This is a genomic window from Gammaproteobacteria bacterium, from assembly GCA_035546635.1.
Classification (GTDB): Bacteria; Pseudomonadota; Gammaproteobacteria; order JAURND01; family JAURND01; genus DASZWJ01.
In genome coordinates this window covers 202,958-220,665 of sequence record DASZWJ010000028.1, presented here as the reverse complement: position 1 = coordinate 220,665, position 17,708 = coordinate 202,958, and the positions used below count along the sequence as shown (strand labels likewise).

General features: G+C 41.9%; 19 protein-coding genes, 1 tRNA gene and 1 pseudogene. 8 read left to right on the top strand and 13 right to left on the bottom strand.

Translation table 11 applies throughout. From position 1 onward, the window contains the following. Positions 1 to 304: 304 nt before the first annotated feature. A tRNA-Glu gene (locus VHE99_07765) sits at positions 305 to 380 on the bottom strand. Positions 381 to 590: 210 nt separating this feature from the next. On the opposite strand from VHE99_07765, the gene pcnB reads away from it, so the two are divergent. Further along, the gene (pcnB, locus tag VHE99_07760; protein HVV68906.1) at positions 591 to 1,853 is read left to right on the top strand and encodes a polynucleotide adenylyltransferase PcnB; all 1,263 of its coding nucleotides are present in this window, start codon (positions 591 to 593) and stop codon (positions 1,851 to 1,853) included. Positions 1,854 to 1,858: 5 nt separating this feature from the next. Beyond that, positions 1,859 to 2,371: a 2-amino-4-hydroxy-6-hydroxymethyldihydropteridine diphosphokinase gene (gene folK / locus VHE99_07755; GenBank protein ID HVV68905.1), complete on the top strand. Its 513-nt coding sequence runs from the start codon at positions 1,859 to 1,861 to the stop codon at positions 2,369 to 2,371. Positions 2,372 to 2,385: 14 nt separating this feature from the next. On the opposite strand, the gene VHE99_07750 is transcribed toward folK, so the two are convergent. Both VHE99_07750 and VHE99_07745 read right to left on the bottom strand, forming a co-directional pair. Then, complete coding sequence (locus VHE99_07750) at positions 2,386 to 2,634, bottom strand: hypothetical protein (GenBank protein ID HVV68904.1); 249 nt, start codon at positions 2,632 to 2,634, stop codon at positions 2,386 to 2,388. Between the two features lie 42 nt (positions 2,635 to 2,676). Then, positions 2,677 to 3,825, bottom strand: a pseudogene (locus VHE99_07745) (IscS subfamily cysteine desulfurase). Between the two features lie 84 nt (positions 3,826 to 3,909). Here VHE99_07745 and VHE99_07740 point away from each other — a divergent pair. Then, on the top strand, positions 3,910 to 4,398 hold the full coding sequence (locus tag VHE99_07740) for a prepilin-type N-terminal cleavage/methylation domain-containing protein (GenBank protein HVV68903.1): 489 nt from the start codon (positions 3,910 to 3,912) through the stop codon (positions 4,396 to 4,398). Between the two features lie 217 nt (positions 4,399 to 4,615). Here VHE99_07740 and VHE99_07735 read toward each other — a convergent pair whose 3' ends face one another. Next, positions 4,616 to 5,128, bottom strand: coding sequence for a tetratricopeptide repeat protein (locus tag VHE99_07735; protein HVV68902.1), 513 nt, complete (start codon positions 5,126 to 5,128; stop codon positions 4,616 to 4,618). A 51-nt stretch (positions 5,129 to 5,179) separates the two neighbouring features. On the opposite strand from VHE99_07735, the gene VHE99_07730 reads away from it, so the two are divergent. The 5 genes from VHE99_07730 to VHE99_07710 all read left to right on the top strand — a co-directional run bounded on the left by VHE99_07730 (position 5,180) and on the right by VHE99_07710 (position 8,362). Then, the gene (locus VHE99_07730) at positions 5,180 to 5,737 is read left to right on the top strand and encodes a hypothetical protein (protein ID HVV68901.1); all 558 of its coding nucleotides are present in this window, start codon (positions 5,180 to 5,182) and stop codon (positions 5,735 to 5,737) included. Further along, positions 5,734 to 6,726 carry a type IV pilus twitching motility protein PilT gene (locus tag VHE99_07725; protein HVV68900.1) on the top strand — a complete coding sequence of 331 codons (993 nt, stop codon included), beginning with the start codon at positions 5,734 to 5,736 and terminating at the stop codon, positions 6,724 to 6,726. The genes VHE99_07730 and VHE99_07725 overlap by 4 nt, the downstream gene beginning before the upstream one ends. Positions 6,727 to 6,803: 77 nt before the next feature. Continuing rightward, positions 6,804 to 7,070: a type II toxin-antitoxin system prevent-host-death family antitoxin gene (locus VHE99_07720; GenBank protein HVV68899.1), complete on the top strand. Its 267-nt coding sequence runs from the start codon at positions 6,804 to 6,806 to the stop codon at positions 7,068 to 7,070. Beyond that, positions 7,067 to 7,525: a type II toxin-antitoxin system VapC family toxin gene (locus VHE99_07715; GenBank protein HVV68898.1), complete on the top strand. Its 459-nt coding sequence runs from the start codon at positions 7,067 to 7,069 to the stop codon at positions 7,523 to 7,525. Before VHE99_07720 ends, VHE99_07715 begins: the two co-directional genes overlap by 4 nt. Before the next feature lie 42 nt (positions 7,526 to 7,567). Continuing rightward, positions 7,568 to 8,362: an inositol monophosphatase family protein gene (locus VHE99_07710; protein ID HVV68897.1), complete on the top strand. Its 795-nt coding sequence runs from the start codon at positions 7,568 to 7,570 to the stop codon at positions 8,360 to 8,362. Between the two features lie 125 nt (positions 8,363 to 8,487). Here the strand turns inward: VHE99_07710 and lpxA are convergent, their stop codons facing one another. The 9 genes from lpxA to frr all read right to left on the bottom strand — a co-directional run bounded on the left by lpxA (position 8,488) and on the right by frr (position 17,667). Then, positions 8,488 to 9,303, bottom strand: a complete 816-nt coding sequence (gene lpxA, locus VHE99_07705; GenBank protein ID HVV68896.1) for an acyl-ACP--UDP-N-acetylglucosamine O-acyltransferase — start codon at positions 9,301 to 9,303, stop codon at positions 8,488 to 8,490. Continuing rightward, positions 9,300 to 9,743: a 3-hydroxyacyl-ACP dehydratase FabZ gene (gene fabZ, locus VHE99_07700; GenBank protein ID HVV68895.1), complete on the bottom strand. Its 444-nt coding sequence runs from the start codon at positions 9,741 to 9,743 to the stop codon at positions 9,300 to 9,302. The genes lpxA and fabZ overlap by 4 nt, the downstream gene beginning before the upstream one ends. A gap of 65 nt (positions 9,744 to 9,808) precedes the next feature. Beyond that, positions 9,809 to 10,861, bottom strand: a complete 1,053-nt coding sequence (lpxD, locus tag VHE99_07695) for a UDP-3-O-(3-hydroxymyristoyl)glucosamine N-acyltransferase (GenBank protein HVV68894.1) — start codon at positions 10,859 to 10,861, stop codon at positions 9,809 to 9,811. A 182-nt stretch (positions 10,862 to 11,043) separates the two neighbouring features. Next, complete coding sequence (locus tag VHE99_07690) at positions 11,044 to 11,517, bottom strand: OmpH family outer membrane protein (GenBank protein HVV68893.1); 474 nt, start codon at positions 11,515 to 11,517, stop codon at positions 11,044 to 11,046. A 273-nt stretch (positions 11,518 to 11,790) separates the two neighbouring features. Further along, the gene (bamA, locus tag VHE99_07685) at positions 11,791 to 14,067 is read right to left on the bottom strand and encodes an outer membrane protein assembly factor BamA (GenBank protein ID HVV68892.1); all 2,277 of its coding nucleotides are present in this window, start codon (positions 14,065 to 14,067) and stop codon (positions 11,791 to 11,793) included. Between the two features lie 168 nt (positions 14,068 to 14,235). Continuing rightward, a complete protein-coding gene (gene ispC / locus VHE99_07680) occupies positions 14,236 to 15,510 on the bottom strand; it encodes a 1-deoxy-D-xylulose-5-phosphate reductoisomerase (protein HVV68891.1) in 1,275 nt (424 codons plus the stop codon). A gap of 16 nt (positions 15,511 to 15,526) precedes the next feature. Further along, positions 15,527 to 16,336 (bottom strand): phosphatidate cytidylyltransferase, encoded by an 810-nt coding sequence (locus tag VHE99_07675; GenBank protein HVV68890.1) that lies wholly within the window; start codon positions 16,334 to 16,336, stop codon positions 15,527 to 15,529. 15 nt (positions 16,337 to 16,351) lie between these two features. Then, positions 16,352 to 17,077 carry a polyprenyl diphosphate synthase gene (uppS, locus tag VHE99_07670; GenBank protein ID HVV68889.1) on the bottom strand — a complete coding sequence of 242 codons (726 nt, stop codon included), beginning with the start codon at positions 17,075 to 17,077 and terminating at the stop codon, positions 16,352 to 16,354. Between the two features lie 35 nt (positions 17,078 to 17,112). Then, positions 17,113 to 17,667, bottom strand: coding sequence for a ribosome recycling factor (gene frr, locus VHE99_07665; protein ID HVV68888.1), 555 nt, complete (start codon positions 17,665 to 17,667; stop codon positions 17,113 to 17,115). Between the last annotated feature and the right edge of the window lie 41 nt (positions 17,668 to 17,708).

Here is a 17,708-nt window from a genome sequence, read left to right as displayed (position 1 = left end):
TGGGCTCATATATAGATATTTTCTCTTATAGCCTTAGCTTTTTCCCTTCTCCCCTTGTGGGAGAAGGTGCCCGATAGGGCGGATGAGGGGTGAGTTTGAATTGGCTTATAGCTACTGCAAGCTAACCCCTCATCCGCCCTTCGGGCACCTTCTCCCATCCCGGGGATTCCCTTCGGTCACAGACGGGAGAAGGAAAGGGGTGAGTTTGAACTGGCTTATAGCTACTGCAAGCTAACCCCTCATCCGCCCTTCGGGCACCTTCTCCCACAAGGGGAGAAGGAAAAAGGTTAAGGCTGATTAGAGGTGGCGCTCCCTAGGGGACTCGAACCCCTGTTTTTGCCGTGAGAGGGCAACGTCCTAGGCCACTAGACGAAGGGAGCTAATCTGTTATTATATACACATTATCCTTACAATTACAGGATGGATCATGGCGGAATTGAACCCTCCATCCACCACACTCTTCAACGTAGTGGAATGATTCAATAGAAAACCTAAAGGAGCCTATCACCATTCAACTTTTAAAAAAAATCATTTCGGGTCTTAAGCCAACGCGCCCAAAAAATAATAAAAAACCAAGGCGCGATAGCCATATGATGATTATTCCCCGGCAAGACCATAATATTACGCGCAAAAACATCAGCAAGCATGCCTTAATCGTATTAAACCGCTTGCATGAAGCAGGCTACCAATCTTATTTGGTGGGCGGTAGCGTACGTGATCTCTTGCTAGGCATAAAACCCAAAGACTTCGACATTGCAACCGATGCGCATCCAGAACATGTACGCCGCCTGTTTCGTAACAGTCGCATCATTGGACGCCGCTTTCGTTTGATTCATGTATTCTTCGGCACTGAAATCATTGAGGTCGCCACATTCCGCACCGCTCATCCCGAAATCGAACACCCAGAAGCCAGACAATCTCATACCGGAATGTTGATTCGGGACAATGTCTATGGCTCTATGGAAGATGATGCCTGGCGTCGCGACTTTAGCATTAACGCACTTTACTACAATATCGATGATTACTCGGTGATTGATTACACCGGCGGTCTTAAAGATCTTGAAAATCACACGATTAGAATACTTGGAGACCCGGTATCACGTTATACAGAAGACCCTGTGCGTATGCTGCGCGCCCTACGCATGGCAGCGAAATTGGATTTTACCCTGGAACCGGAAACCGCCAAGCCTATCTCTGAATTAAACCGTCTGATTAAGCACGTCTCTCCTGCCAGACTCTTCGATGAAGTCATCAAATTATTTTATTGCGGTCACGCCATGCGCGCTTTTCGCCTGTTGACCCATTATGGTTTATTTGAAAAATTGTTTTCACAAACTGCTATGGTGCTTGCAGAAAGCAAGCAGGAAAAAGACCGCTATCTGTCCTTGATCTTACACAGCTGCAACAATACCGATCAACGCCTAGCCAATGCCCAAAGCTTAAATCCTGCCTTTCTATTTTCAGTATTGCTCTGGCCGGCGTTACAACATAAAACCGAAGGGCTGATGAGAGAGGGTCATGCCCCCTATACCGCATCACAAATGGCAGCCCGCAAAGTATTAGGCTTACAAATGCACGAGACGACCATACCCAAACGCCATAGCACGATGGTTCAAGAAATCTGGTTGTTACAATTTCCGCTGCAAATGCATCCTAAAAACCGTATTCTTACCCTATTTTCCAATCCCCGTTTTAGAGCAGCATTTGATTTTTTGTTATTGCGCATGGAATCTGGTGAAACGCAATTAGCGCCTGCCGTGCAATGGTGGCAGGAATTTCAGCTAGCTTCAGGTGAAGAAAGGCAAGAGAAAATCAAACGCCTACCCAGCGCCAGACGCAAGAAAAAGAAATAATTTTTATGCCATCGACTGCATATATTAGCCTTGGCAGCAATTTAGACAATCCGATCCAACAGGTTAAAAAGGCTATTTTCGCTCTGCAGCAAATACCTGATACGACCTTATTTGCTTATTCAAGCTTATACCAAAGCGCACCGGTGGGTTATTGGCCACAACCGGATTTTATTAATGCCGTCGCCTGTATTCAAACTGACTTGTCTGCGGAAAAATTATTAGGCGAATTACATAGCCTTGAATTCCAACAAGGACGAGTACGAAACGGTGAAAAAAATAGACCGCGGACGCTGGATTTAGACTTGCTGCTATATGACGATGAAATAATACAAAAACCCGATTTGACTATTCCACATCCACGCTTGCATGAACGAGCTTTTGTATTACTACCACTGGCTGAAATAGCAGCAAATTTGCTGATACCACCTAAAACATCACTATCTCAATTAATCGCGATGTTGCCTTCAAAGCAATTACAAACCATTAAGGCTTTGGAAGAGAGTCTAATTCATCTTTGAAAGCACACGACCTATCAAGGACTTGGGGGTCTTGGTTCCTCTGGAGGTGATTCTTTTGCAACCGTACTAGCCGTTTTCAGCCCTGCTCCCAACAAACCTACAGCAAAAACTACACCTATGAATCTGCCCAAAGGAGGAGCATTATCAATAGTAGCTGCATCTGCTAATATTTTAATACTTGCAGATACCATACAGGCAGCAACCACAAGCCATAAACGTTTCTCAGCAGAATCGTACCTTAGTGGCATTTTTTTATGTTCCATGTTTTTATCTCGCTTAAAATTAATGATTTAAAGTATTTATTGAATTTTTTGTGTTCTTCTTACCGTCCGAGTCACTTCTGTGATTGTCACATCTATTTCTTCTATACTAGTAAACCGTCCAATAGAAAAACGTAATGCACTTCGCGCCAATCCATCCGATAGACCTATAGCCTTCAAAACATAAGAAGGCTCAAGATTACCTGAAGCACAAGCTGAGCCAACAGATATTGCAATGTTTGTTAATGCAGGCAATAAACTTTGTGCATCAATTCCTTTAAAGCTGATATTGAGATTTCCCGGCAACCGCTGTTCAGCATCACCATTTAAACAAACTTCACCGATGGTTTGCAACCCTGACCATAAACGATGTCTTAGTTGTAAAATGCTTTGCGATTCAACAGCCATTTCCGCTTTAGCAATGCGAAACGCTTCACCCATGCCGACAATCTGATGCACTGGCAAAGTACCAGGACGTAAACCGCGCTCATGACCACCCCCATGACATAAAGGCTCAAGACGCAAACGGGGTTTATCACGAATGTACAGTGCACCTATTCCCTTGGGACCATACAGTTTGTGCGCTGAAAAAGACATTAAATCAACTGGCATCGTTTGCAAGTCAATAGGGATTTTACCAGCGCTTTGCGCCGCATCGACATGCAATAAAATTCCACTCGAACGCGTTAATTCTCCTATCGCTTTAATATTCTGTATTACACCAATTTCATTATTGGCATGCATAACAGTTACCAATAGCGTGTCTTTTCGCAAAGCTTGCCGCAGCTGCTCTAGTTGTAATAATCCATTGCTTGCAGGAACTAAATAAGTGACCTCAAAACCTTCACGCTGCAACTGTGCACACACATCTAAAACGGCTTTATGTTCTGTCGCTACCGTGATGATGTGTTTACCTTGGCGTTGATAAAAACGCGCTGCGCCTTTTAATGCCAGATTATTAGATTCTGTGCCTCCTGAAGTCCAGATAATGCTCTCAGAACTCGTATTCAATAAATCTGCCACCTGCTGGCGTGCTTCTTCGACTAGCGCCTCTGCTTTCCAACCATAGACATGCGTACGCGATGCAGGATTACCAAAACTTCCATCTTGAGTTAAACATTCCAACATGCGTTCTGCAACCCGCGGATCAACTGGGGTGGTTGCCATATAATCTAAATAAATGGGTAAGGACATATTGATATCTCAATTACGGTATTTTAAAAATATTGCAATTTTTATACTATGGTTTTTTTATTTCTGTTCAGCTAAGGAAAACTTATGCAAACTTCATTTAATCAAAACCCCTGCGCTTATTTTTCAAGTTTTCTGAATTGTAAAATAAAACCCAACACTTTACAGCAAGGCTTTACTCTACTGGAATTAATGATTACCGTCGCAATTATAGGTATTTTAGCAGCTATCGCTATCCCTAGCTATCAAGACTACACCCGCAAAGCAGCTTATACAGAAGTAGTCAACCAAACAGCCCCTTATAAAGTCGGCGTCATGAGTTGCTATCATTTATTGGGAGATTTTACTGGCTGCAATAGTGGCAGTAATGAAGTTCCTGCAGGTATTGCAGGCGGTACTGAATTGGTAAAAAGTCTGAGCGTGAAAGATGGGGTTATCACAGTCATCCCTAATGACATGAAAGGCATTACTTCTGCAGATACCTATATTTTGAAGCCAGAATTACCTGCAAATGGAACGAATGCAGTGACTTGGAGAAGCTCCGGCGGTGGCATTGAAAAAGGCTATGCGAAATAAGGGCTGTTATCCTGTGCGTAGCTGTCATCCTGAGCCCCCCACAAAAAGTGACTATTTCCCCTGTCACTAATGCGCCTGCGCCGGAATGACAACATCATTTTACTCACTCAAATGGTGTCTTTAGAAGCGTAGCGAAAGATCTCCTTATGCTGGCACAGCTTGGTGGGATGCCACCATAAGGAGATCCTTCGCTACGCTCAGGATAACAGCATCGATTTTAGATATTGGAGTTAATTGCTCCCGCTAACTGGAAATACTTATTCGCTAATACTGAATCAGGAATTTTTAACGCACATTGCGCCGCATTTTTATAAGCCGATGTCACCGCAAGATAATCAGGATCATTGACAGCAAGTAAAAATTGTTGGATCGACTGCGTATATCTGCCATGTTTACACAGAAAAACGCCATAGTTATTGTGAGCAGCACCTCGCTTAGGCGCCAATTTAATCGCATGCAAATAAGCTCGCTCAGCTGCAAAAAGCTCACCAATCGTTTCCAGGAAATATCCGGTGACATACCATACTGCTGGATCGTCGGGAGCTTGCTGTTGAGCCAGTAATAATTTTTGTTTTGCGCGCAACGCATCATGTGCTTGTGTCAAATAAGCCAGGCTTAATTTGATATTGATCTCTGACACTTCTGCATTTTTACGCGAATTTTCTGTCTGATTAAAACTACAAGCAGAAAGCACTGCGGAAATAAAAAAAACTAAAATAAAAGTTTTCACAATATACAGCCTTATAAATTTTTAATGGGCCGTGATTATGGTGATGAAATAATGAATTTAAAATACCGTAAAATAAAAAACTTAGCATGTATCCATGGGGTATATTTATCTTTTCAACTACTTAGCATTTTTACCAGTTTACCCTGTCAAGCCGAAATTTACATGCAAACTAGTTCTTCTGGAATGATTCAATTCAGTGACCAGCCAACCGCCCCAGCCTCACCAATTATTTTAAGAAAAATTAATTCGTACAGTCCAAGCCCTACACCAACCCTAACAACTGTACTCGTAGATAACAAATCAGATTTAAAAACTTATGAAAAAGTGATTCTCCAAACCCCAAAAGAAGGACAAACCTTTCAAAATCAACAGCAAATTCCTGTGAGCATTGACATAAATCCGGCCTTAAATCCAAAAGATAAAATTGAAATATGGTTGGATGAAAATTTATACCAACGTGGCAATGAGGCGCAAATCACCTTACAAAATGTTGAACGCGGCGAACATCATTTACAAATTAAAGTCACTAATGCGGAAGGAAAATTATTAAATGCAACGAATATCGTGACTTTTTTCGTGCATCAAACAATAGGAGAAAGCCCCTCTTGAATCACTACCCAGTCTCTTTAGACACGCTCTTAACTATGGCTGTTAATGACCATGCCTCAGACCTACATCTGTCCGCGGGTTTATCCCCTATTCTGCGCATTCAGGGAGAATTGAAAAAAATGGAGTTGCCTTTATTAACTTCTGAGCAATTACAATGCCTGTTGCATTCCATACTCAATGAGGCACAACACAATGTTTTGATGCAGGAATTAGAACTAGATTATGCTTACACCCTCACTGATGTCGGCAGATTTCGTATCAATATTTATCATCAACTGCGAGGACTGGCTGTTGCCATACGCCTAATCCCTGAAAAAATCCCAACGCTAGCCTCACTACAATTACCCCATATTTTTTATAATTTCTGCGAATATACACAAGGTTTGATATTAATTACCGGACCCACAGGCGCCGGCAAAACTAGCTCGCTGGCCGCCTTGATTAATCACATCAATCAAAATCAAGCAAAACACATTATCACCATTGAAGACCCCATAGAGTTCATTCATCCTCAGCTTAAAAGCTTAATCAGCCAGCGGGAACTACATAACAATACCCGTTCATTCAAAAATGCCCTGCGAGCTGCTCTACGTGAAGATCCCGATATCATACTAGTCGGTGAATTACGCGATTTGGAATCTATCCACCTTGCACTAACCGCTGCTGAAACTGGCCATTTGGTATTAGCCACTCTCCATACCGTTTCTGCCCCCAAAACCATTGACCGTATCATTGATATTTTTCCTGGTAATGAAAAAGACATGATTCGTGCGATGCTGTCAGAATGCTTGACGGCAGTAGTTTCACAAAAATTTTTCCAGTGTCCCAAAAACAGTCGCAGAGCCATTTTTGAAATTCTTGTGTGTACACCAGCTATCCGTAATCTGATCCGCGAAAATAAAATACCGCAAATTTATTCAGTCATGCAGACAGGACAGGCTTCAGGGATGTGTACTTTTGAACAATATTTGACGACATTAAAATCTTAGATAATAGAAAAAGTTGCTTAACCATTAAATTATGGCTATAATTTTATATAAATATAGCTATATTCTGGGGGCCGCGTATGCAAGTATCTGTGCATGAGCTAAAAAATCATTTATCTCAATACCTACATCAAGTAAAGGCGGGTGAATTTATTATTGTTACCTCGCATAATAAACCATTAGCTAAATTAATTCCTTATCCTCAATTTGCGGAGGAAGAGGCTAACTTAATGGCGCAAATTGAAGGAATTACTTGGAATGGAAAAAAACCTCGTGGCGGAGGAAAAAAGCGACCCAAAATAATAGGTAAAACCGTCGCAGAATATGTGATAGAAGATCGAAGATGATACTTTACTTAGATACATCCGCTTTAGTTAAGGCTTATGTTTCTGAAGCCTTCAGTGAAAACATATTGGAAGCCATGGAGCAGGCTAAAATTGTAGCTACCCACCCAATAGCCTATGTAGAAGCCCATGCTGCTTTTGCTCGCATTAAACGTGAAAAAAAAATAACTCAGGAAGAACACGAGCTCATTAAAAAAAATTTTCGCACCGACTGGATAAATTTTTTGCTTTTTCATAATAATGAAGTGTTACTTGAACATGCTGCCAATTTAGCAGATGTACTATTGTTACGCGCGTATGACAGTATTCATCTGGCTGCTGCAGATTTATTGGCGAAAAAAAGCAAAATTCCAGTTACCTTCGCCTGTTTTGATCTTGCTCTTAATAAATCTGCCCATGTCTTAGGTTTAATCTTACTAACTGCTCACTCCCCTTTTTCGAAGGTTGCGAGTAGGTAAGTATTCATTTTTATCATCCGCACTGCTAAGAGAACTACAACAATGCATCCTATTTTGAATATTGCTATCAGCGCTGCCCGTAAAGCGGGTAATGTTATGCTGCGATCTATCGAACGTCTTGATACCATCAACCCAACAGCCAAAGGCTTAAATGACTTTGTTACTGACGTTGATAAAAAAGCTGAAAGTGAAATTATCGCCATCATTAAAAAAGCCCATCCTAACCATCAAATCCTCGCGGAAGAAACTGGGCTACACCCAGGATTATCAGAATGCGAATGGATAATCGATCCGTTGGATGGTACCTATAATTATATGCGTGGATTTCCGCATTTCAGCGTTTCCATCGCTTTTCGATATCGTGGAAAGCTGGAACATGGCTTAATTTTCGACCCCATCCGACAGGAATTGTTCACTGCTTCCCGCGGCGAAGGCGCTAGACTCAATGATCGCAGGTTACGCATCAGCGCTACTTCAAAGCTAGCCAATGCTGTGTTGGCAACAGGTTTCCCCATGCGTCATCCTGAGAAATTACCTGGATATTTGAATTTCTTTCAGCAATTGATGTTAGAAATTTCTAAAATCCGTTGCGCTGGCTCTGCTGCATTAGATTTAGCTTATGTCGCTGCCGGACGTTTGGATGGTTATTTTGAAACGGATCTAAAAGCTTGGGATATTGCTGCAGGTGCATTACTAGTGAAAGAAGCCGGTGGTTTAGTAGGTGATTGGCAAGGTGGCGAAAATTATTTGGAAAAAGGCGATATTATTGTCGGTACGCCGAAAGTTTTTAGTGCTTTGACACAATTTGTAGGTAAGAATTGGAAAGAAAAATCGTAACTGTTCGCATCCTATTCCCATCCTATTTAGACCATTGTCCCTGAATGCTGGGACGATGGTCTAAAATCGTAACTGCTTAACCCTTAACTGTCATCCTTCGCTATGCCCAGGAAGTCAGTAGATATTTATTCCGTATCCTCCAAACCCTCCACTTCTTTAGAAGTCTTTCGCAATCTTGCCACACCTCGTTTAGAATATTTTAAGGCTTCAATAAAAGACTGTATTTCTGGGCATTCATCCACCATGCCGCTAATCTGTTCAATAGCATCCTTAAGCATTAATCCGCGACGGTAAACAATAATATAAGCGCGACGCAAACAGCGGATAGATTTATCGCTGAAACCTCTACGCTTCAGACCAATAGCATTGATCCCGACTGGTGCTCCCGGAACGCCCGTGACTAATACAAAGGGAGGTATATCCTGCCCAATTTTAGTGGTACGACCCAAGAAGCTATGCGCCCCTATTTTCACAAATTGATGCGCAGCACAAAATGCACCAAACACTGCAAAATCTTCAACTATGACATGCCCAGCCAAACTCGCATTATTAGCGAGAATGATATCATTGCCTACTATACAGTCATGAGCAATATGCGCATACGCCATGAAATAATTTCGACTACCCACGCGGGTAACCCCACCACCTTGAGACGTACCACGATTCAAAGTACAAAACTCACGGATAATATTATTATCACCAATTTCTAAATAAGTACTCTCACCTTTATAGTGCGTATGTTGAGGGTCTCCTCCTAGGGCAACAAAAGCATGGATTTTATTATTGCGACCAATTTTAGTATTTGAGTTAATAACAACATGAGAACCAATGGAAGTACCTTCACCAATTTCTACCCCAGGACCGATGACTGAATAAGCTGAAATTTCTACATTCTCTGCAATCTTCGCGCTGGGATCAATAATAGAACGACTATCAATCACTTTTTAGGTCTCCGAGCATTCATTAATTCTGCGGAGCATACTAGTTCCCCGCCCACAGTTGCCACACCCTGAAATTTATATATCTCTTGCTTATGACGGACTAACTCCACATTAAGTTGTAATTGATCCCCCGGTAATACCATGCGTTTAAAGCGTACATTATCAACCCCAACCAATAAAAACAAATTTTCCTTATAGGATAAAGTAGGGTCAGATTTTAAAATAATAATACCAGATGCCTGCGCCAGAGCCTCAAGGATTAATACCCCTGGCATCACTGGCTGATCTGGAAAGTGACCCGTAAAAAAAGGTTCATTGATTGTGACATTCTTTATAGCTACCAGAGATTTCCACTCCTGGAACTCCAATACTCTATCGATCAGCAAAAAAGGATATCGATGCGGCAACATCGTTAATATCTCTTGTATATCCATGGTCATATGGATTTTTCTCCAGTGATTTCTGTGGATCATTCTAAAATAGCTGTCATTTTAAAGCCTGTTTTTTACTCAGTATCAAGCTTCTCAACATAACCTTCCAATTTTCGCAACCTTCGAGCCATATTGTCTAAATGTCTGAAACGCGCCGCATTTTTGCGCCATTCTGCATTAGGTTGCAACGGCACACCAGAAGAGTAAATCCCTGGCTCTGTTATGGATGCTGAAACATTCGATAATGCTGTCAAAATCACTTGATCGGTAATTTCTATATGGCCGTTAATTGAGGCAGCACCACCTATCATGCAATACTTGCCTATTTTAGCTCCCCCAGCCACGCCCGTACAGCCAGCGATTGCTGTGTGATCGCCAATTTGTACATTATGGGCAATCTGTATTTGATTATCCAGTTTTACCCCATTTCCTATCACTGTATCTTCCAGCGCACCGCGATCAATGGTGGTGTTGGCGCCAATTTCAACATCATTGCCAATCACTACATTCCCTAATTGCGGAATTTTGTACCAAACGCCGTTATCATTCACCATGCCAAAACCATCGCTACCAATCACTGCGCCACTATGAATAATCACTCGGTCACCCATATGGATGCCATGATATAAGGTAACATGGGTATGAAGTGTACAGTTAGCGCCTACCGAGGAATTATTTCCTATGCTACAGCCAGAACTGATGACCGTATGTTCACCAATATAAACATTATCTAAAATAACACAATGCGCGCCTATGCTGGCATTGGTAGCTATCTGACAATTTTTCCCGACAATGGCTGTGGGATGAATTCCAGGTTTAATGGTATGCTTGGGCAAAAAAAGACCTGCCACTTTAGCATAACCAAGATAAGGATTCTCAGTTATTAATTGATTAGTGGAGCAAAATTCAGAATATTCTGCAGAAAGTATCACTGCTGAAGCTTTAGTATCAGCTAAAAACTTCTTGTATTTGGTATTCCCAAAGATACTATCATGGATAAAACTGATTTGTCCCTCTTTGGCTTTATCTAATGGCGCAATGGACGTAATGATGCAATTGGGATCTCCTTTAAGCTCTGCTCCTAAATAATGTGATAATTCAGCGAGAGAATGGCGATTTTTTAGCATTCATTAGTCTCCGAGTGCAATTAGCTGTCACTTGACTTAGCTGTCATCCTGAGCGCAACGAAGGATGACAGCTAAGTCAGGTAACAGCTAAATCAGGATGACAGCTAAGTCAGGATAAACAAAAGACATAGCCTCATTCCCTCCACTGAAGGAATGAGGCAATATATGTCAAGACACTGCGACTATTTATTTCTATTTTTCCAAGCATTCTCTACTTCATTTGTTACATCTAAGCCTGGGTCAGCATAAGCTACACCCGCAGAAATTAGGATAAGATTGTATTTATCTTGTGCAGCGACTTTCTGAACCACTGCTTTAAGTGAGTTCATTAAATCCTTGATAGCACTGTCTCGTGCAGTGACGAAATCATGTTCAAACGCATCTTGAGATTGTCGCAGTTTTTGCTGAGCTGCCTGTTTATCTTTAGCTGACATGACTGCACTATTGCGATTATAGTCATCTAAATCTTTCATTATTTGCTTTTCTCGATCACCATAAGTCTTTTTTAAATTATCATTGATTTGCTGCATTTCGGGCAGTTTGGGCAATAATACCTGTAGATCAATGACACCAACTTTGGTATCTGCCATCGCGGGTGTCATCGCAGCTATGGATAAAACCAGCCCCGCTGTTAAAGCTAATAAAATTTTTTTCATGAAAAAGACTCCTTAAGTTTATGATTTAATTGTTTAAAAATAACGCAACCACTCCGCCTTTGAAAAAGGGGAAGGCTGGCTCGTGCACTCATAGACAATATTGGCATCGCCCAAACTTTTTAAATCCCCAGCCTCACAGCCTGAGCCACCTCTTTTTCAAAGAGGGTCGCGGTTATGTTTTTCCTTAACTTCGACATTACCGCATTTCATTTCTCTATATAGCAGGACTAATATAAGGTATAAGCGCCTAAATTTAAATAGACGTCTAACCAATTAAAGACTCGTTCCCACAGAGAATTGGAAGAATTGCAAATCATCATTGCTACGCGGATTAAGCGCTTGCGCAAGGCTGAATTTTAATGGTCCCAGCGGCGACACCCAATCTACTTCTAAACCTGCAGATGTACGCATCTCATTAAAATTCAATTGATTTTCAAATACGTTACCTGCGTCAAGAAATACTGAGGTACGGAATTTTTCACTAAAGGGATTGGGGAAAATCAGATTGAAACTCCCTGTAGCTTCCACATTACCACCAATAGGATTATTGTTTGAATCTCTTGGACCCAGTGTATTACCCTCATAACCACGCACCGTACCAATGCCACCTGCATAGTAGTTCTTGAAAAATGGCAGATCACCAAAGCCCGCATAGCCATTGCCATAGCCTAAATTAGTATTTAACGCAACAATAAAACCTCTAGCAATAGGCTGATAGACAGTCGCGTTATAAAATAGCTTGAAATAATCCAAGCTCTTAGGCAACACAGGCACACCGACTTCAGCCCCTAAATACTGATTAAAACCCTTGGTAGGCATAATAGCTCGGTCATAGGTGTTGTGCGTCCAGCCACCAGTGAGTTTAACATTATTAAAATCTTGGCCATGCGCGTTATAAAAATCCTGGATCTGCTGCGCAGAATTACCACCGCTCAATCTCAGATATTCATAACCATAACCAAAGCTTAAATAATCATATTCCGACATTGGCATACGATAATTCATCATCGCACCATAGGCATCCATGGTGTACGAGGTCAGATTGATCTGTTCTGGCGTACTCCTCTGGAAATAAACTGAAAAACCACGACTGATACCGGATTGAGTATAGTAAGGGTTAAAATAATTGAAACTATAAGTTTGCGCAGCCTGGCTGTTATTAAAGCCTAAAGAAACTGACTTGCCGGTGCCCTTGTAATTCCTTTGTGTGATATTTGCACCATACAAAAAGCCATAGGTATCGGAATAACCCACTTGAGCAGTCGCAGTGGTAGAAGAAGTCTCCTTGAAACTGTATTTCAAGTCGACCTGGTCATTTGTACCTGGAACAGGCTCCATTTTAACATCGACATTGTCGACATATCCTAAGTTGCTGATTCGGCGCTTGCTCTCATCGATCTGTGATACCGAATACGCTGCCCCCTCCATTTGTCGAGTCTCACGTCTAAATACGTAGTCCGCAGTTTTAGTATTTCCGGTGTAATCGATATTCCGCACATAAATTCGACTACCTGGATTCACTTCAAAAGTTAAAAATACTTGTTTATTCGCATCATCAATGACAGGATTGGCGTTAACAGTGGCATTCGCATAACCTTGATTTCCATAATATCGCTTGATCCTATCGCTAATGGCTAACACTTTTTTGCGTGAAAAAACCTCATTTGGTTTTAACGTAATCATTTTTTCCACATTGGCTTGATCCCCTAAGAGATCGCCGGCGACATTAAAACCTTTAACCCGATAAATATCACCTTCGGTTACACTAATAGTGATAAACACATCTTTGCGATTAGGTGTGATAGTGACCTGACTGGAATTGACTTTAAATCTTAAATAGCCGCGATCGAAATAAAAAGAACGCAATGCATCTAAGTCTTGTTCTAATTTATCAGCGGAGTAGTCACCACTTTTACTAAAAAATTGCCACCAATGCGTGGGGGCCATCGGCAAACTGGCGACCAACTCTTTTTCAGAAAATGTGTTATTACCTATGATATTAATTTGTTTAACCTTGGCAATATGACCTTCTGAAATATTGATAGTCAGCTGTACTCGGTTGCGGCTTTCCGGTGTGACTTGAGTATCAACTGTAGCATCGTATCTGCCAAGCATATGATACTGTTCTAACAAGGCTTGCTTCATACCAGCGATCGTTGCCTGATTAAAATTCTCACCCTCGGCAATGCCAGCCTGTTTCAAAGCAGCCAATAAGTCTTCTGACTTTACTTGTTTATTACCATTGATTTTGATCAGACCAATCGTAGCACGTTCTACGACTTGGATGACGAGCGTATCACCTTTGCGGGCGAGACTCACATCGCTGAAAAAACCGGTTTGATATAGGGAATTGATGATGGAAGCTGTATCACTCTCTGACAAGACCTGTCCAGGTCGGATTGGTAAATATTCCAGCACGGTCTGCCGAGTAATACGTTGCAAGCCGTCAATTTCAATGTTTTTGACTACAAATTCCTCAGCCGCAAAAGCTGGAACGCCACTTATTAATAAAACCAGGGCACTTGTTATCGTTATTTTTTTTAATGACATGATGACCGCACCATCCTCTCAGTCTGTTAATTATCAGCGACAAATACTTCTTTGCACACCGACTTAATCATCCTTGATGAGTATTTTGCAATCAGTATCATCCATATACTGGCGAATTCGCGAGCTTCAATATTGCCGTCCGGAGTAACCGCCGGCGGGAGTATACCATTAGCCTAATGACAAACAATAGTTTTTCTCATACAGCCCTAGCTTCTTCTCTAACAGCCTTAGCTTCTTTCCTTCTCCCCTTGTGGGAGAAGGAAACATGCTACGGCTAATAAGACGTTTAGCAGCTTCCCGCGCCTTGGCGTCACTTTCCAATACCTGCTCTAAAGTGTGTGCAGCCTCGAAAGGCACAGCATTTAAAACCTCATCAATTAAACGAGGAATATCAGTGAATAAAATTTTGCGTTCTAAAAAAGCCTGCACAGCAATCTCATTTGCAGCGTTTAATATGGCAGTTGCCGTTCCACCCGCCTTTAATGCCGCATATGCCAATCCCAAACAAGGATAACGCGCAAGCGACACTGGCTCAAAATCTAACCGGCCAACTTTAATCAAATCCAAGCTTTCTACGCCTGAGTTAATACGTTCCGGCCAGGATAGCGTTTGAGCAATTGGTGTTCGCATATCAGGCATTCCTAACTGTGCCAATACAGAGCGATCTAAATACTCCACCATAGAGTGAATGACACTTTGCGGATGCAACACTACTTCAATGCGGTCTATTTCAACACCGAATAAGTAACTGGCTTCAATCACTTCCAGCCCCTTATTCATCATGGTGGCCGAATCAACAGTGATTTTAGCACCCATAACCCAGTTTGGATGAGTGCAGGCCTGCTCGGGAGTGGCTAAAGCCAATCTCTCTATATCCCAATTACGGAAAGCCCCACCCGAGGCAGTGAGAATAATACGCTTTATGCCGGAAGGAGATTGACCTGGTTTAAAATCTGCGGGTAAACATTGAAATATCGCGTTGTGCTCACTATCGACGGGTAATAACAAGGCGTTATGCGCTCTAACTGCCTCAATTAACAATGCCCCCGACATTACTAAGGCTTCTTTATTTGCTAAAAGTATGCGCTTGCCTGATTTTGCAGCAGCTAATGTAGGTAACAATCCCGCCGCACCGACAATGCATGCCATAACCGTGTCTACCTGGCTATGACTTGCAACAGTCACTAAGGCCTCGCCACCAGATAAAACTTCAGTCTCAAGATGATGTTCGCGTAAACGCTGTTCTAATTGTAAAGCAACGCCTGCTTCAAGCATTACCGCATAACGCGGCCTAAAGGCTAAGCATTGCGCAACCATACGTTCGATGTTGTTATGCGCGGTCAGGGCAAAAATTTTGAATCGTTCTGGATGCAATTTAACGACTTCCAGGGTATTCATTCCAATAGAGCCTGTCGAACCCAGGATAGTGATATTTTGCTGCATAAGAAACCTTTGAGATTTAACGCAGAAACTCTAACAATAACAACCCGCCAGCAAATATTGGCGCAGCGCTAATCAAGCTGTCAATACGGTCAAGTACTCCCCCATGTCCCGGCAAAATATGGCCACTATCTTTGACACCTACTTGCCGCTTGACCATGCTTTCAAATAAATCACCTAAAACTGAAACCAGGGCTGTCACAAAAGCCAGCACGATGACTCCCCAAAACCAGGCAGCGCTATACGGTAAAAATAAAGCCATTATCGCGGCTACGATCATAGCCGCTACAATACCTCCCAACACCCCTTCGCGTGATTTTCCTGGACTAATCCTTGGAGCCAACTTGTGCCTACCCCACTTGCGCCCTATAAAATAAGCGCCGGTATCAGCTCCCCAGACTATCAACAATAGCAATAATAACTTATAAGCTCCCAGCTCTTGCCAACGAATTACATTGATGCCATACCAACTTAAAGCTAGTAACCAAATGCCGGTGAGTAACTGAATCCCCTGATATCTAGACCATAAGCGGCTAAAGGAATCATAATGAAAAGTAAACCAGCATATAATGATCCAACTAATTGCTGCAAACAGCAATAGCCATCCTGCAGGGCCGTTTCGTATCAACCATAACACCAGCAATAAAATTAATAAATAACCAATACGCCAACCTACTCGTGCCACTCCGACCAACTTAGTCCATTCCCAAGCAGCTAATATAAAAATAGCCGCAGAAATACATTGAAACCAAAATGACGGCAGAAAAAAAATGGCAAGTAGTAACAGAGGAATAAGGACTATTGCGGTCAAGACGCGTTGTTTTAGCATGTATTAGAAAATTCCTTAATTAACAGTAGCTTTTTTAATTTGCTTACCTGTTAAACCATAGCGCCGCTGTCGTAAAGAAAATACTCGCAGCGCCTCCTCAAGAGTAACTTCATCAAAATCCGGCCATAATACTTCAGTGAAATATAATTCTGTATAGGCAAACTGCCACAACATAAAATTACTGATTCGCAATTCACCGCTGGTACGAATAAATAAATCTGGTTCCGGTAAATCAGATAAGCATAATGCATCCTGTATATGCTGATAAGAGATTTCTTCAGTTGTAAACTCACCATTTTGTACTTTTTGAGAAATACAACGTACAGCTTGCAAAATATCCCATCGGCCGCTGTAATTGAAAGCAATGATTAATGTCAATCCGGTATTTTTTGCAGTTAATTGTTGTACCTGATTAATTTTATCCTGCAATTTAGGATCGATGCGGTCGCGATCGCCTATCACACGTAACTGGATATTATTTTTTACAAACTCTTCTGACTGGTTGTAAAGATTTTTTATAAACAAACGCATCAAGAATTTCACTTCTTGTGCCGGCCGCCCCCAATTTTCAATACCAAAAGCAAATAGAGTCACTACTTTAATGTTTTTCTCTATGGCAGCCTTAATTACCTTCTCAACTGCTTTGACGCCAGCTTCGTGTCCCGACATACGGGACTGGTTACGGCGCTCAGCCCAACGTCCGTTACCATCCATGACAATTGCGATATGCTTAGGCAAAATATTATTTACTTTATTCATGGATTAACTTCATGGAGTTAAACTTCCATCAATTCAGTCTCTTTAGTGGTCAATAATTTATCGACCTCGGCAATAAACTTATCCGTCAATTTTTGAATATCCGTTTGAGCACGACGCTCTTCATCTTCATTAATTTGCTTTTCTTTAAGAAGATCTTTAAAGCTTTGATTGGAATCACGACGGATATTGCGTATCGCAACGCGCGCAGCCTCAGCTTCTTCACGTACAATTTTTACCAATTCTTTGCGACGTTCTTCGTTCAATGGTGGCATTGGCACTCTAATCGCATTGCCGGCCGTAACTGGGTTCAAACCTAAATCACTGGTCAGAATGGCTTTTTCAATGGCCGGAATAACGGTTTTATCCCAGGGTGTCACCAGCAGGTTCCTTGCACTTTCAACCGAAATAGAAGCAACCTGATTCAATGGGGTATCTGTGCCATAAAACGACACCTTGATATGTTCAAGCAACCCAGGGTTGGCTCGACCGGTGCGAACTTTAGAAAGCTCTTGCCTCAGAGCTTCTATACTCTTGGACATACGGGTATTAGCTTCTTTTGTAATTTCATGCATGGGTATTTTCCTCTCTAATATTAGCCTTAACCTTTTTCCTC

What these genes read in the sequence shown, in the direction of transcription:
- pcnB (HVV68906.1), top strand. Translation starts at nt 591, where the DNA reads ATGATGATTATTCCCCGGCAAGACCATAATATTACGCGCAAAAACATC.
- folK (HVV68905.1), top strand. Translation starts at nt 1,859, where the DNA reads ATGCCATCGACTGCATATATTAGCCTTGGCAGCAATTTAGACAATCCG.
- VHE99_07750 (HVV68904.1), bottom strand. Translation starts at nt 2,634, where the DNA reads ATGGAACATAAAAAAATGCCACTAAGGTACGATTCTGCTGAGAAACGT.
- VHE99_07740 (HVV68903.1), top strand. Translation starts at nt 3,910, where the DNA reads ATGCAAACTTCATTTAATCAAAACCCCTGCGCTTATTTTTCAAGTTTT.
- VHE99_07730 (HVV68901.1), top strand. Translation starts at nt 5,180, where the DNA reads ATGAATTTAAAATACCGTAAAATAAAAAACTTAGCATGTATCCATGGG.
- VHE99_07720 (HVV68899.1), top strand. Translation starts at nt 6,804, where the DNA reads ATGCAAGTATCTGTGCATGAGCTAAAAAATCATTTATCTCAATACCTA.
- VHE99_07715 (HVV68898.1), top strand. Translation starts at nt 7,067, where the DNA reads ATGATACTTTACTTAGATACATCCGCTTTAGTTAAGGCTTATGTTTCT.
- VHE99_07710 (HVV68897.1), top strand. Translation starts at nt 7,568, where the DNA reads ATGCATCCTATTTTGAATATTGCTATCAGCGCTGCCCGTAAAGCGGGT.
- fabZ (HVV68895.1), bottom strand. Translation starts at nt 9,743, where the DNA reads ATGACCATGGATATACAAGAGATATTAACGATGTTGCCGCATCGATAT.
- lpxD (HVV68894.1), bottom strand. Translation starts at nt 10,861, where the DNA reads ATGCTAAAAAATCGCCATTCTCTCGCTGAATTATCACATTATTTAGGA.
- VHE99_07690 (HVV68893.1), bottom strand. Translation starts at nt 11,517, where the DNA reads ATGAAAAAAATTTTATTAGCTTTAACAGCGGGGCTGGTTTTATCCATA.
- bamA (HVV68892.1), bottom strand. Translation starts at nt 14,067, where the DNA reads ATGTCATTAAAAAAAATAACGATAACAAGTGCCCTGGTTTTATTAATA.
- ispC (HVV68891.1), bottom strand. Translation starts at nt 15,510, where the DNA reads ATGCAGCAAAATATCACTATCCTGGGTTCGACAGGCTCTATTGGAATG.
- VHE99_07675 (HVV68890.1), bottom strand. Translation starts at nt 16,336, where the DNA reads ATGCTAAAACAACGCGTCTTGACCGCAATAGTCCTTATTCCTCTGTTA.
- frr (HVV68888.1), bottom strand. Translation starts at nt 17,667, where the DNA reads ATGCATGAAATTACAAAAGAAGCTAATACCCGTATGTCCAAGAGTATA.